12 protein-coding genes are annotated in these 14,622 nt (G+C 64.5%); 6 read left to right on the forward strand and 6 right to left on the reverse strand.

Going from position 1 to position 14,622, the window contains the following annotated elements; translation table 11 throughout:
• Positions 1 to 27 precede the first annotated feature (27 nt).
• Positions 28 to 486, forward strand: a complete 459-nt coding sequence (rplI, locus tag W7U_RS21790) for a 50S ribosomal protein L9 (protein WP_008262694.1) — start codon at positions 28 to 30, stop codon at positions 484 to 486.
• A gap of 529 nt (positions 487 to 1,015) precedes the next feature.
• Positions 1,016 to 4,102: a replicative DNA helicase gene (locus W7U_RS21795; protein ID WP_008262695.1), complete on the forward strand. Its 3,087-nt coding sequence runs from the start codon at positions 1,016 to 1,018 to the stop codon at positions 4,100 to 4,102.
• 27 nt (positions 4,103 to 4,129) lie between these two features.
• Here W7U_RS21795 and W7U_RS21800 read toward each other — a convergent pair whose 3' ends face one another.
• From W7U_RS21800 to W7U_RS21810, 3 genes are read right to left on the reverse strand one after another with little or no spacing between them, the layout of a single operon-like run.
• Positions 4,130 to 4,768 (reverse strand): TetR/AcrR family transcriptional regulator, encoded by a 639-nt coding sequence (locus tag W7U_RS21800; protein ID WP_170320647.1) that lies wholly within the window; start codon positions 4,766 to 4,768, stop codon positions 4,130 to 4,132.
• Between the two features lie 56 nt (positions 4,769 to 4,824).
• Positions 4,825 to 7,710 (reverse strand): RND family transporter, encoded by a 2,886-nt coding sequence (locus W7U_RS21805; protein WP_008262699.1) that lies wholly within the window; start codon positions 7,708 to 7,710, stop codon positions 4,825 to 4,827.
• Positions 7,707 to 8,138, reverse strand: coding sequence for an MmpS family transport accessory protein (locus W7U_RS21810; RefSeq protein ID WP_008262705.1), 432 nt, complete (start codon positions 8,136 to 8,138; stop codon positions 7,707 to 7,709). Before W7U_RS21810 ends, W7U_RS21805 begins: the two co-directional genes overlap by 4 nt.
• A 441-nt stretch (positions 8,139 to 8,579) precedes the next feature.
• On the opposite strand from W7U_RS21810, the gene W7U_RS21815 reads away from it, so the two are divergent.
• Positions 8,580 to 8,783: a cold-shock protein gene (locus W7U_RS21815; RefSeq protein WP_008262707.1), complete on the forward strand. Its 204-nt coding sequence runs from the start codon at positions 8,580 to 8,582 to the stop codon at positions 8,781 to 8,783.
• Positions 8,784 to 9,194: 411 nt separating this feature from the next.
• Here the strand turns inward: W7U_RS21815 and W7U_RS21820 are convergent, their stop codons facing one another.
• On the reverse strand, positions 9,195 to 9,824 hold the full coding sequence (locus W7U_RS21820) for a hypothetical protein (RefSeq protein WP_008262709.1): 630 nt from the start codon (positions 9,822 to 9,824) through the stop codon (positions 9,195 to 9,197).
• Between the two features lie 84 nt (positions 9,825 to 9,908).
• Positions 9,909 to 10,823: an MBL fold metallo-hydrolase gene (locus W7U_RS21825; protein ID WP_008262710.1), complete on the reverse strand. Its 915-nt coding sequence runs from the start codon at positions 10,821 to 10,823 to the stop codon at positions 9,909 to 9,911.
• A gap of 291 nt (positions 10,824 to 11,114) precedes the next feature.
• On the opposite strand from W7U_RS21825, the gene W7U_RS21830 reads away from it, so the two are divergent.
• Both W7U_RS21830 and W7U_RS21835 read left to right on the forward strand, forming a co-directional pair.
• Positions 11,115 to 11,672 carry a nuclear transport factor 2 family protein gene (locus W7U_RS21830; protein ID WP_008262711.1) on the forward strand — a complete coding sequence of 186 codons (558 nt, stop codon included), beginning with the start codon at positions 11,115 to 11,117 and terminating at the stop codon, positions 11,670 to 11,672.
• Positions 11,666 to 12,451, forward strand: a complete 786-nt coding sequence (locus W7U_RS21835; RefSeq protein ID WP_008262712.1) for an SDR family NAD(P)-dependent oxidoreductase — start codon at positions 11,666 to 11,668, stop codon at positions 12,449 to 12,451. Before W7U_RS21830 ends, W7U_RS21835 begins: the two co-directional genes overlap by 7 nt.
• 11 nt (positions 12,452 to 12,462) lie before the next feature.
• On the opposite strand, the gene W7U_RS21840 is transcribed toward W7U_RS21835, so the two are convergent.
• Positions 12,463 to 13,659 (reverse strand): cytochrome P450, encoded by a 1,197-nt coding sequence (locus W7U_RS21840; protein WP_008262713.1) that lies wholly within the window; start codon positions 13,657 to 13,659, stop codon positions 12,463 to 12,465.
• 98 nt (positions 13,660 to 13,757) lie between these two features.
• On the opposite strand from W7U_RS21840, the gene W7U_RS21845 reads away from it, so the two are divergent.
• Positions 13,758 to 14,615, forward strand: coding sequence for a TIGR03619 family F420-dependent LLM class oxidoreductase (locus W7U_RS21845; RefSeq protein WP_008262716.1), 858 nt, complete (start codon positions 13,758 to 13,760; stop codon positions 14,613 to 14,615).
• Positions 14,616 to 14,622: the final 7 nt, after the last annotated feature.

Below are 14,622 nucleotides of genomic sequence, written 5' to 3' on the forward strand. Positions count from 1 at the left end.
CCGAAGGCCAACTGAAAGTTACAAACGATGAAGCTGATTCTGACGGCTGACGTCGACCACCTCGGTACCGTCGGCGACACTGTCGAGGTCAAGGATGGCTACGGCCGCAACTACCTGCTCCCGCGCGGACTGGCGATCGTGGCCTCGCGGGGCGCGCAGAAGCAGGCCGACGACATCCGCCGGGCCCGCGAAACCAAGGCGGTGCGCGACCTCGGCCACGCCAACGAACTCAAGACGGCGATCGAGGCGCTGGGACCGGTCTCGCTGCCGGTGAAGACCGCGGCCGATTCCGGGAAGCTGTTCGGCTCGGTGACCGCCGGCGACGTCGTCGCCGCGATCAAGAAGGCCGGCGGTCCCAACCTGGACAAACGGATCGTCCGGCTGCCGAAGTCGCACATCAAAGCCCTCGGTACGCACCCGGTGGCGGTGCACCTGCACCCCGAGGTCGACGTCGAGGTCGCGCTCGAAGTGGTCGCGCAGAGCTAAGCGCCCGACATTTGCTCATTCCCGGCGGTGGCCCTGATCGGCCGCCGCCGGGCTTCGTTGCACTGCGTGCTTGCGGCCGCCGTTTGCCCCGGGCGGTCGCGGACGTGCTCCCTAGCGAACTATTTCTGGGGTCCAGCCGAACGGCCCGCGTTACCGGCCCGTAACGCTGGGAAAATGTGGCGGAAAGCCAACACGCCCGGGACGGTAACCGGGCCCGACACGCCGTAGAGATTCTTGTCCACATGGTTTTCATGGCGTTGTATGGCCGGTATCTGCACCGATGTCCTGGCCCTTTGCTTTAATCCACAGGTTCTCCACACCCCGCTCAACACAGGTGTCGATGTATATGCACACACGATGCACAGCTTCATGAACAGCACCCCTTTTACCTAGTAGCCAGCAACGTCTAACGTCGTCCCGGCGCCGAGCGTGAGGCGCTCTGAGGCGGAGGTGTCAGGACCTCGACCTACCCTCAATGTCGGCTATCGAATGTATGTTCGGATGAGTGGAGCACGGGAGAAGGGGATCCATGGCGGTCGTCGATGATCTGACGTCGGGCATGGATGCGTCGTCGCCCAGCGAGGACTTCGGACGTCAGCCACCGCAGGACCTCGCGGCCGAACAGGCCGTGCTCGGCGGCATGCTGCTGAGCAAGGACGCCATCGCCGACGTGCTCGAGCGGCTGCGGCCCGGGGACTTCTACCGCCCCGCGCACCAGAACGTCTACGACGCGATCCTGGACCTGTACGGGCGCGGTGAGCCGGCCGACGCCGTCACGGTCGCCGCGGAATTGGACCGCCGCAACCTGCTGCGCCGGATCGGCGGCGCGCCGTATCTGCACACACTGATCTCGACGGTGCCCACCGCCGCGAACGCGGGCTACTACGCGACCATCGTCGCCGAGAAGGCGCTACTGCGGCGCCTGGTCGAGGCCGGCACCCGCGTGGTGCAGTACGGCTACGCGGGCGCCGAGGGTGCCGATGTGGCCGAGGTGGTCGACCGCGCGCAGGCCGAGATTTACGAGGTGGCCGACCGGCGGACGACGGAGGATTTCGTTCCGCTCGAGGATCTGCTGCAGCCGACGATGGACGAGATCGACGCGATCGCGTCGAACGGCGGTGTGGCGCGCGGCGTGCCGACGGGTTTCACCGAACTCGACGAGGTGACCAACGGTCTGCACGCCGGGCAGATGATCATCGTGGCGGCGAGGCCTGGCGTGGGGAAGGCCCTGGCATTGGGTACGCCGCTGCCCACGCCGACCGGGTGGACGACGATGGGTGATGTCGCGGTCGGTGATGAGCTGCTTGGCGCCGACGGGACGCCGACGCGGGTGGTGGCCGCCACCGAGGTGATGCTGGGACGGCCGTGCTACGAGGTGGAATTCTCCGACGGGACGGTGATCGTCGCCGACGCCGCGCATCAGTGGCCGACCTCTGGTGGCATTCGCACGTCGGCACAATTGCGCTCCGGTGCGGACAGAATCGTCGTAGCGGGGTCCGCCGGTGGGTACGCCGAACAGCGGTCCGCCACCGGGCTGCTCGTTCCGGTAGTACAGATCGAGTCGGCACGCCGAGTGGCCAGCGTGCCGGTCCGCTGCGTCGAGGTGGACAATCCCGCGCACCTGTACCTGGCGGGTCGCGGGATGGTGCCGACGCACAATTCGACGCTAGGGCTGGACTTTTTGCGGTCGTGTTCGATCAAGCACCGGATGGCCAGCGTCATCTTCTCCCTGGAGATGAGCAAGTCCGAGATCGTCATGCGATTGCTGTCGGCGGAGGCGAAAATCAAGCTCGCGGATATGCGTTCGGGCCGGATGAGCGACGAGGACTGGACGCGTCTGGCGCGGCGGATGAGCGAAATCAGTGAGGCCCCACTGTATATCGACGACTCGCCGAACCTGACCATGATGGAGATCCGCGCCAAAGCGCGCCGGCTGCGGCAGAAAGCTGACCTGCGCCTGGTCGTGGTCGACTATCTGCAGCTGATGTCGTCGGGAAAGAAGGTCGAGTCGCGACAGCTCGAGGTGTCCGAATTCTCGCGCCACCTCAAGCTCTTGGCCAAGGAGCTCGAGGTTCCCGTCGTCGCCATCAGCCAGCTCAACCGTGGTCCCGAGCAGCGCACCGACAAGAAGCCGATGCTGTCCGATCTCCGTGAGTCGGGGTGTCTGACCGCCTCGACGCGAGTCTTGCGCGCCGACACCGGTGTCGAGGTCACATTCGGTGAGCTCATGCGGACCGGCGAGCGCCCCATGGTGTGGTCTCTGGACGAGCGGCTGCGCATGGTTGCCCGCCCGATGATCAACGTGTTCCCAAGCGGCCGGAAAGAGGTATTTCGGCTGCGGCTGGCCTCCGGACGTGAAGTGGAGGCCACGGGGAACCACCCCTTCATGAAACTTGATGGCTGGACTCCATTGGAGCGATTGCAGATTGGTGATCGTATCGCCGCGCCCCGGCGGGTTCCGGAGCCCATCGATACCCAGCGAATGGATGACGCGGAAGTAATTTTGCTCGCGCACATGATCGGCGATGGTTCATGTGTGAAAAGGCAACCTATCCGGTATGCGTCCGTCGACGAGGCGAACCTGGTCGCGGTGACCTGCTCGGCCGCGCATTTTGGTGTGAAGGCGGTTCGAGACGAGTATCCCGCGGCGCGAGTCACAACGTTGCGGTTGCCGGCGCCGGATCGCTTAGCGCGTGGTAGGCGCAACCCCATCGCGGCGTGGCTCGACGGATTAGGCCTGTTCGGAAAGCGCAGTCACGAGAAGCATGTGCCGGAAGCTGTTTTCCGTGCACCCAACGACCAGGTGGCGTTGTTCCTGCGTCACCTGTGGGCGACCGATGGCTCGGTCAGGTGGGACGCCAAGGTTGGTCAAGGGCGGATCTTCTATGCGTCAACCAGCCGACGGCTCATTGACGATGTAGCGCAATTGCTGTTGCGGGTGGGTGTATTCGCGCGGATCAAGCGTGCACAAAAGGTTGGTTACCGGGACTCATGGCACCTGCACATCTACGGGGCGCAGAATCAAGCCAAGTTCCTTCGGCATGTCGGAGTGCACGGTGCGAAAGCGGTGGCCGCGCAGCAGGTCCTGGCTCACCTGGACGGCTTGGTGCGGAATCCAAACCTGGACACTGTGCCCCGAGAGGTCTGGAAGCGCGTGCGGAATGTTCTGGCTGACAGGGAGATAACCCATCGCCAGTTCGCCTCGGCGATGGCAATCCAGTTCTGCGGATCGACGATGTGGAAGCACTCGCCGAGCCGGTCCAGGCTGCATCGTGCTGCGGCATTAATCGACGACCGTGAAATTCATGCGTTGGCAACAAGCGACGTGTATTGGGACACACTTGTAGAGATTACGAGTCTTGGAGAACAAGACGTCTACGACGGGACCGTCAGCGGCACACATAATTTCGTCGCCAACAGCATCAGCGTGCATAACTCGTTGGAGCAGGATGCGGACATGGTGATCCTGCTGAACCGGCCGGACGCGTTCGAGCGCGACGACCCGCGCGGGGGAGAGGCGGATTTCATTCTCGCCAAACACCGCAACGGCCCGACCAAGACGGTGACCGTCGCCCACCAGTTGCATCTCTCGCGCTTCGCCAACATGGCGCGGTGACGTCCGACGTCGTCTGTCGAACAGGCGCTACTTTGCGCTCCCGCCACCATCTTTGGTGTTCGCCGCGCAGACAGCAGGCAGGATGAGCGTGTCGATGACTTTCCGGACGAACTTCGCGTCGACGGTTTGACCGCTGATGACCCGCATCAGCCCCATCCCCGTCAAGGTGTCGGCGATAAGGGTCCAGTCCCCGTCGGGTGCGACCTCGCCGCGAGCCGCGGCCTGTCGGAGGATGGCCGTCACCACGCGCCTGCCCTTCAGCAGCATCAACTCGTCGAGGGCCGATGCGAGCTGCTGATCGTGCATCGCCTCCATCGCCACTCGCAGCACCAGATCGCTGGAGATCAGGTCATCATCGGCGCGCGCCACACGTTCAACCACCGCGTCGAAGTCACCGGCAAGGCTGCCGGTGTCCGGGGCATCGTCGTCGATGAGGTCGGGCCGCCAATACACAAGCGCATCGGTCATCAACGCGGCCTTCGACGCCCAGCGGCGGTATATCGCCGCTTTACCAACACCCGCTCGCGCGGCGATGTCGTTCATATTGGTGTCGTTGTAACCGTTTTCGGCCAATGCGGCCAGCGCGGCGTCGAGGATCGCGGGATCGCGGGATCGATCGAGCCGGCCTTGGGTGCGTTGGCGCAGTTTTGATTGTGTGTCTGACAAGCATTCCGCGGCGGCGACCAACCCCGCCGCCAGCTTGCCAGACTCGGTCACGGCTCTCACGCCCTCGCTGTCGCAAGGGGCGCGGTGTTGTCGTCGTCGACCGGAGTTGGTTCGGGTCCGCCACGGCGATGCCTGGTGATCTCAAAGGTGTTGAGCGGCCACCAGAACCAGCGGCCCAGCGCGGCGGCGATAGAGGGGGTCATAAACGCCCGCACGATCAACGTATCGACCACCAGGCCGATGCCGATGGTCATGCCGAGCTGACCGACCACGCGCAGATCGCTGACGATCATCGCCATCATCGTGAAGGCGAACACCAGGCCGGCCGCCGTGACGACGCGTCCGGTCGCCCCGATGCCACGGATGATGCCCGTGTTGAGCCCGGCGTGTATCTCTTCCCTGAAGCGCGAGACCACCAGGAGATTGTAGTCCGAACCCACTGCCAGCAGGATCACCATCGACAACGGGATCACGATCCACTGCACGCCCAGCCCCAGGATGTCCTGCCAGAGCAGCACCGACAAACCACACGCGGTACCCAAGGATGCGGCGACGGTGCAGACGATCACGAGGGCGGCCACCACACTGCGCGTGATCAACAGCATGATCGCGAAAATCAGGATCATCGCTGCGATGATCGCAATCATGAGGTCGGTGACGACGCCGTCCTGCATGTCGGCATACAGCGATGCCGTGCCGGCCAGTGAGACCTTGGCATTGCTCAGCGGGGTGCCCTTGAGGGCGTCTGCGACAACACCTTTGAGGCCCCGCACGTGTTCGATACCCTCCACCGAGGCCGGGTCGCCCTGGTGGGTGATGATCATCCGGACTGCCTTGCCATCGGGCGACATGAACATCTTCATGCCACGTTTGAAGTCGGGATTGTCGAACACGTCTGGTGGCAGGTAGAACAAGTCGTCATTCTTGGCCTGGTCGAAGTACAGGCCTATCTCCGTCGCGCCTTTGGCCAGTTCCTGCTGCTGGGCCTGGGTGCCGGCCTGGGTGCTATGGGTCGCGATCATGAAGTCGCGCATTTTCGTCATCGAGGTGATGGTGTTCTGCAGCACCGGCAACATCTGCGGCAGCAAATGATCCAACCGATCCAAATCGGTAGTGAGGCCTTGTATTTGGTCGGCGAGGGCGTCGATTCCGTCCAGGGTGTCGAAGCCTGACCGCAGTGAAAAGCAGATCGGGATGTCGTAGCAGTGCTTTTCCCAGTAGAAGTAGCTGCGAATGGGTCTGAAGAAATCCTCGAAATCGGCGAGGCTTTGCCGCAATTCGTTGGTGGTGTCCACCATCTCGTGGGTCCTGCCAACCATGCTGTGCGTGGTTTCGGTCATCTCCTTGGTGATGGTGTACATGCGTTGCATGTTGGCGATGGTCCGGCTCATCTCGTCGGCCTGTTCGAGCATCTGCGCCGAGTTGTCGTTGTTGAACTTCGCGGCCTGCAGAGTGCCGGCGTTTTGCGCACCGAGCAGGAAGGGGATCGAGCTGTGCTCGATCGGTGCGCCCAGCGGGCGGGTGATGGTCTGCACCCGATCGATGCCCCGCATGCGAAAGACATTCTTGGCGACCTTTTCGATCACGAGCATGTCGGCGGGGGTACGCAGATCGTGATCGGCCTCGAGCATCAACAGCTCGGGGTTCATGCGGGCCTGGGAGAAATGCCGGTCCGCGACGCCCATGGCCTGGTTGGCGGGCATATCGGCGGGGGTGAACTTCTGGTCGTTGTACTGCGGCACATACGTCATCAAGGCGACGAAACCCACGACGGCGATCACGCAGGTCACCAAGACGATCGGAATGGGCCAGCGCACCACGGAGGTACCGACCTTACGCCAACCCGGCGAGGAAACCACGTTGTGCTTGGGGTCGAGCAAACCGAACTTCGAGGCCACCGTCAGGATCGCAGGCGCCAGCGTCAGGGCTGCGGCGATGATCACCCCAACCGCGATCGCGCAGGGCAGACCCATGGTCTGGAAGTAGGGCAGCGTGGTCATGGTGAGGCACAAGCAGGCACCGACGATGGTCAGCCCGGAACCCAGGATGACGTGCGAGACACCGCTATAGGCGACATAGAACGCCTCTTCGGAATCGAGGCCTTTCGATCTCTCCTCGTGATATCGCCCGAGTAGGAAGATCACGTAGTCCGTCCCGGCGGCCAAGGCCAGCATGGTCACCATGCTCACCGCGTACGGGGTCAAGCCGATGATGTTCAGGTTGCCCGCTGTGGCCGTAATGCCCTGTGCGGCAAATAGTTCCAGCCCGATGATGACCATAGACACCAGCATCGTCACGACAGAGCGGTAGACGATGAGCAGCATCACGATGATGACGCCGACCGACACCAGCTCCATGATCGCCATGCTTTGATGCCCGGCCACGCTGGTGTCGGCGTTCAGCACGGTATTGCCAGCGACATGGGCCTTGATACCCGGCGGCGCTGGTACCGACGCAACGATGTCACGCACCGCTGCCACCGACTCGTGGCTGGGTGTCGTGCCCTGGGGGCCATTGAGGAAGATCTGCACGTAGGCGGATTTGCCGTCCACGCTCTGAGAGCCCGCCGCGGTGAGCGGATCACTCCAGAAGTCCTGGACGTTCTGCACGTGCTCGTGATCGGCTTCCAGCTTGGCGACGATCTTGTCGTAGAACTTGTGCGCGGCATCGCCGAGCTTGTCCTTGCCCTCCAGCACGACCATCGCTGTGGAGTCGGAATCGTACTGCTGAAACACCTTGCCGATGTGCAGCATCGCCCGATACGAATCCGAATTGGTGGGGCTGATCGGCACTGAACGCGTCGCCGCGACGGCATCGAGCGACGGGGTCAAGATGCCCAGGCCCACCGCGACGAGCACCCAGAACACGATGATCGGTAACGAGAAGATCCGCACCATCCGACCTATGAACGGGCGGTGCGGCTGCGTGTGCATGTTGCTCATACGGATTTCACCAAGCAGTAGATGAACGGTTTGATGGCGTCGGTGCTCGCCCTGCTGTCACGCACCTGACCGTCGACGGTCACCTGACACCGAAGATCGTGGGTGCCCCGATCGCCCTGGGCCAAGATGTTGGCCGACATCGACGGCAGCGTCGTCACGATCGTGAAAGACCAGGGCAGCGGGGCATTTTCGATGAGATGGGGTTGCCCGTTCTCGTCGAGGTAGTTGAGATTCGCGGTCCCGCCCGCGCCGGTGACCTCGTACCTGATGTGCTTCGGATTGAAGTTCGCGGTAATTCCGGATCCCTCCGCAAGATTCGGGCCGTGATGCCCGGTGGACTCCCGGATGCGGGTGATCGCGTATGCGCCTAGTGCCACGACCACCACCAGTAGCAGCGGGATCCAGAACCGTCTCAACACTCGAAACACCGCGTGCGTTCCCCCAGCTTTCGTTGCGTTCAGTCAGACGCCGGACAGCCCGGTTGACGCGAGAAGATGGCTGCCAACCGATGCGAAACTCGGGTTCCGAGTCAGCGACGGTGGCTACGCTAACACCGTCGCGTCAACCACGCCAACCGACCCGGGGGGCCTTGACGGGGTGGCGAGCTGTGTGTGCAACGGAGCCGTGATCGCATGGCCTCCACGTCGGAGCCGGTCGATTGGCATCGCGTCGAGTGGCGCGTAAGGGAGTCGCCCACCGCCACGCCGTTTGGCAACCTACGGTGATGATCGCCGCGGAAATCTCGTCCGGCGGGTGCCCCCGGCGCGGCTCCAGCGTCGAAGACGGATTTAGGGACCCCCATTGTGGGGTAGGCTGAACGGCGAATGCGTTCTGCATTCGCGAAAGTAAACGAAAGAAGTACAAGAAATATGACGCAAGGAACCGTGAAATGGTTCAACGGCGAAAAGGGCTTCGGCTTCATCGCCCCCGATGACGGCAGTGCGGACGTCTTCGTCCACTACTCCGAGATCCAGGGCGGTGGCTACCGCACGCTGGAGGAGAATCAGCGGGTTCAGTTCGAGGTAGGACAGGGCGCCAAGGGCCCCCAGGCCACCGGAGTGACCGCGGTCTGATCTTTACGTAATCTGTGGGCCGGCAAGGGATTACTCTTGTCGGCCCACAGATCGTTTACGGCCGGGGCCGGCGGCCCCGCGGCTCGGTCGAGAAGCTGCGCGACGTATTTGCGACCCATGCCGCGGTGGGCTTCGGTCGGCAGCTTCGTCGACCTCAATCACCGGACGGGATCCTCGAACTCTCCTGGCGCGCCGACCAATTGCACCCCATAGGTGCCGGCCCCAATCCTGGCCTCAATCGCGAACAGCCGGGTCGTATCACACTCGAAGTACTAATGTCCATCAAATTCTATTGGCAGAACGATGTTTTCGGCGACGCACTGGTTGAGCGGTGGAAGTTCGTCGAGGGTAGGACCATCCCTGATTCCGAAACCCGAGCAGCGGGATAGCGACGGAAGCTGTGCGACTGGTTCACTCTGGAGGCGGTGGTGCCTCGCCGCAATCGGTAAGCCTCGGCTGGGAAAACGTCACCGAGCCGACACCGCCGAGGGTCATACCGTTGTCCGCGAGCGTCATGGTGGTCGTGTACGGGCAGGTCTGAATTCCCGTCAGCCCGGTCAAGAACTCGACTTCGTAGGCGTACAGGAACGAACGCACGAGCTGGTCGGCATTCCACGGCACATCCAGCGCGAAGCCGAGGGATGACGCCGAGCGTGCTCCGAGGACCCGTGGTCCCACCTCGCCGATCCCTGGTGTCAGGCGGAACGGGGTTCCGTCCTGCTTCGTGCCCGACACACTGCCGCTGCGGATGCGGTAACCGGTGGCGCCCGAAGGTACGAGCGGGCCTCTCGGGATCTTGGTGCTGAACAGAATCGAGTAGTTCGTACCTCCGGCGATGGCCGTTGTGCTGAAACTCGTCGAGGTGAATTCCTGGGGTAGCTGCACCGCGCAGTTGCCGACCATGCCGGATGGATCGCTGCACTCCGAAGGCTCGGCCAACGCGGCGGGTACGACGAGCGCGGCGCCCACGACCGGCACCGATAACGCGGCGCCCCGCATGAACACGCGGCGGGAGAAAGCGTCGTTGATGATGTCGGTCAATGCGACCGCCTCCTTCGTGTGTCGGCCGACGCTACCGCGATAGCCTAGTCCGGCAGCGACGATGGCGCGACCACCCGGGAGCGGTCAGTAATCCCAGACGGTCGGTACGCACCGAAAGACGTTGCCGGCGACCGCGACCCGGCACACTGACGGGAACGGCAAGTGGGTGGCCACCAGCGACTCGCCTGTCGAGGCCAACTCCCGCAGGAGACGCACCCGAACGCGGGCCGCCTCCTCGGGGTCGTGCTCGAATCCGTTGTGCCACTCGGGGTTTTCGAATCCGACCTGGAACACGGCGTCACCGGCGAATGTCAGCCGGTCGCCGCCCGAAGCCAGGCGGACCACACTGTGCCCGGGGGTGTGACCGCCGGTGCGGGTGACGAACACGCCCGCCGCCACCTCGTAGTCCGTCTCGAACGTCCGGAGCCGGTCGCGGTACTCGTCCAGGAATCGCGAGGCGACCGAGCGAAGCACGTCCGGTATCGGCTCCGGCATGGTGGTGTGGGAGAAGTCGGGCGCCTCCCAGAAATCGGCTTCTGCGGCCGCCACGTGGATCCGCAGGTCCGGACGCAGCCGGTCCTTCAGCCCTTCGGTGAGCAGCCCGCCCACGTGATCCATGTGCAGGTGGGTGAGCACCACGTCGGTCACGGATTCCAGATCGACCCCGGCGGCCTCCAGTCGCTTCGCCGTTTGCCCCGCCCGCGGGAAGTCCGGGAACTCCAGGCCCAGCCCGGCGTCGACCAGGATGGTCCGGTCACCACTACGCACCACGACCACGTTCAGCGGCCAGTCGACCACCTCAGGCGGCAGGAAGTTATCGCCCAGCCAGCCTGCCAGCTCGGCGGGGTCGGCGTTGGTGGCCAACGTCGAGGTGGTTATCGGTAGCACCCCATCGCTGATCACCAGCACGTCAATCTCGCCGACCCGCACCGCGTAGCGCGACGGCACCAGCTCGTCGGCCGGGGCCATCCGGGCGTGTGAGGCGTGCGCCAGGCTCATTCTCGTCTCCTCGATAGTTGAAATGGCGGACCCGAACGGGCCGGCGAGGAATGGTGGAAAATTCATGCCGGTCCGGGTCGCACGGCATGAGATTCGCGTGTCCAGGCAGTCCTTCGCGCCCTTGAAAGTGCGTAGTCCGTGTCCCGGCGTGCGTAGTCGAACACGCGCCCTCGCAGGTTGATCACAACGAGGCCAGCCGTCCTGAACGAACACGCCCGGCTTGGTGAGGTCGACGGCGCGGTGTGCTATACAGATGTACAGCGCAGCCACTACTTCAGCGGAAGGACCGTCATGACCAACGGCGACGAGCTCAAGCAACTGCGGCAGCGGGTGCAGTACCTCGAGGATCGCACCGCCATCCTCGACTGCGTGATGAACCAGTCCCGTGGGCATGACCGCCACGACACGGAACTGATGGGCAGCGTCTATTTCGAGGACGGCGTGGACGAACACGGCCCGACCGTGAAACTCGGCCCCGAATACGGGGATTGGGCCAACAACGCGCACAGCATGGTCTTCGAGGACCACCTGCACAACATCACCACCCACACCTGCGAGATCAGCGGCGACGAAGCCCATGCGGAGAGCTATGTCATCGGGGCGATGCGGGCCAAGGGCGGCAAGGTCGTGTCGCTGATGGGCGGCCGTTACCTCGATCGCCTCGAGCGCCGCGACGGGGTCTGGAAGATCGCGCTGCGCCGCTGCACCCTCGAGTGGATGATGAGCGGCGATTCCTCGGTGATGGCATCCGGCGCCGTCAAGGGCTTCATCAAGGGCAAGTGGGACCGGACCGATCCCTCCTACGCCCGTCCGCTGACGATCGAAGACGTCCCCGCCGACCGGTGGTGATCGACGGGCGCGTGGCGCTGGTGACCGGCGGTGGCTCGGGCATCGGTCGCGCCACGGCGCAGCTGTTGGCCCGCCACGGCATGCGGGTGTGTGTGGTCGACATCGACGAAGCCTCCGCAGGTGCGGTCGCCGACGAAATCGGTGGCCTCGGCGTGGGTTGCGACGTCTCGAACCCCCAGGAGGTCGATGCCGCGTTTGCGTCCTGCGTCGATGAGCTCGGCAGCCTGGAACTGGCGTTCCTTAACGCGGGCATCAGCGTTCGCTGGTCCGGGGACATCGCCGCCCTGGAGGACGCCGACTACCGCCGCTCCCTCGGAGTGAACCTCGACGGCGTTGTCTTCGGCGCCAGGGCCGCCGTCCGCACGATGCGGGCCTGTCCCGCCACCGGTGGACGCGCGATCGTGGCGGCCGCGTCGCTGGCCGGCATCCTGCCCTGGCATCCCGACCCGGTCTACTCGTTGGGCAAGCACGCCGTCGTCGGTTTCATGCGGGCCATCGCTCCCAACCTGTCGCCGGAAGGCATTGCGGTGCATACCATCTGCCCGGGAATCACCGAAACCGGTGTGCTCGGAAGCCGCCGCCGACTGGTCGAGGGAGCAGGGGTGCCGGTGATGGAGCCGCAGGCGATCGCCGATGCGGTCCTCGGCGCAGTGACGGCGCCCCTCGATGCCACCGGCTCGACGTGGATCGTGCAGCACGGGAAACCCGCCTGGGCAATGCAATTCGCCGATGTCCCCGGGCCCGACAGTCTGCTGAACGTCCCGGTCAACACCCGCTGACGGGGCCTCGGTCAGCCGAGTATTGTCGGCATGCTGTCCCAGCCCCGGACGGTCGCGGTGGGCGCGCGCACCGCGCTGTCCATGTCGACGGTCCAGTCCGGCCAGCGTTTCAGAATCTCCTCGAGGGCGACCCGGCCTTCCAGCCGGGCCAGCGAGGCGCCGAGGCAGAAATGTGTACCTCGCCCGAACGCCAGGTGATTGACGCTGCGCTGGATGTCGAAGCGGTCGGGGTTCTCGATGCGCCGCTCGTCGCGGTTGGCGGCGCCGGTCATCAGCAGCAGGGAGCTCCCGGCCGGAACGGTATGACCATGGTATTCAACGTCTTTTGCGACGTAACGGGCAATGTTGTGGACGGGCGGCTCGAACCGCAGCACCTCCTCAACGGCGCTCGCAATCAGGTCGGGATTCTCGACGAGTTGACGGCGTTGGTCGGGATACTCACCGAGCAGCTTGCCGAGCCAGCCGAACAGCCGGCCGACCGTCTCGGTGCCGGCGTTGGCGATGACGCCGAGGAGAACCAGCAGTTCTTCGGTCGACAACCGGCGCACCTCGTCGTTGACGTCCCGGAACTCGGCCGCCAACAGTTCGGTGACCAGATCGTCGGATGGGTTCTGCTCGCGCCACTGCACATAGTCGCGGAACATGTTGCCGTTGAAGTAATTGTCCTTGCTCACCGGTAGCGGCTCTCCGGGCTTGTTACGCAGCCGCTGCCCGGCCACCTTGCGGACGCTGCGCTGCAGGGAGTCGGGCATGCCGACCAGCATCCCGATCACCCGCATCGGCATCTGGGCACCCAGATCGACAGTGAAGTCGAGACGGTCCCCGGACGACAGCGGGTCCAGGCACGCCGCGCAGAATGCCCGCACCTGGTCCTCGATCGCCTTCATCTTCCGGGGTGTGAATGCGCGCGACACCAATAACCGGTGCATGGTGTGCAGTGGCGGATCCTCGTTGATGAAGACGCCGGCCGGCATCACCGGTTCCGCTTTGACCACTTCGAGGATGTCACCCTTGGCGGAGCTGAGGTTGTCGATATCGCGCAGGGCGTCGTCGACGTCGGTGAAGCGACTCAGTGCCCAGAAGTCGAACCGTTCGTTGTAGTAGAGCGGCGACTCGTCACGAAGCCGTCGGTAGGTGGGGTACGGGTCGGCGTCGATTTCGACGTTGTACGGATCGTAGGAGATCTGACCCTCAGTCAGCGCGTGCATTCCACTCCCTCGCCATGGCGGGACCTATGCTATCCGTCTGCTATACGATCGTATAGCAGACGGCGGCGCGCCGTGCGAGTTGGCCCGAAGGAGATTCGATGGAGCTGGGATACGTCTCGCTGAACACGCCGGGGGACGTCGCCGCCGCCGCGCTGGGTCCGGCGCTCGAATCGCGTGGGTTCGAATCGCTGTGGGTCGGGGAGCACCCGCAGATCCCGGTTTCCGCTGCCGGCGGGTTCCATCCCGCGTTGCTGGAGGCCCAAAGGCGCGTCTTGGATCCGTTCCTGTCGCTGGCCACCGCGGCCGCGACCACGTCGACGCTGCGCTTGGGCACCGCGGTCGTCCTTCCGTTGGAACGCGAGTTGTTCACCCTGGCCAAGGAGGTCGCGACGCTCGACCAGGTCAGCGCCGGGCGGTTGATGTTGGGTGTGGGGGTGGGGTTTCGCGCCGAACTCGAGGTCGCTCGGCCCGCCATTGCGTGGACCGACCGCTACCGGTTGCTCGGCGAGACCGTAGGCGCGCTTCGGAAGCTGTGGAGCGACGACGAGGCCGAATACCACGGGGATTTCATCGATTTCGAACCCGTCTGGTCGAACCCAAAGCCGATGCAGCGACCCCATCCGCCGCTGTTGGCCGCCGCGACCGGCGCCAAGGCCATCCGCAGCTGCCTGCCGTGGGCCGACGGCTGGCTGCCCGGTGACGCGGCCTTTCGCGATCTGCCGACCGCGCTGGCCGAGTTCCGTCGCACGGCCCACGACCTCGCCCGCGACGCGGGCGACCTCGATCTGACGATCATGGCCTGGGGCGACCCCTCGCTCAAGCGGCTGGCGAGCTACCGGGACCTGGGTTTCACCCGAGCGGTCCTGGGCGGTGGCCGCCGCGATGCGCTCGACCCGTCGACGACGTTGTCGTTCCTTGACCGGTACGCCGAAATGGCCGAGGAGCTCCGTACCTGAGCGGGAC

Origin of the sequence: Mycobacterium sp. H4Y (genome assembly GCF_000364405.1) — a bacterium.
In the GTDB taxonomy this organism is placed as follows: domain Bacteria; phylum Actinomycetota; class Actinomycetes; order Mycobacteriales; family Mycobacteriaceae; genus Mycobacterium; species Mycobacterium intracellulare.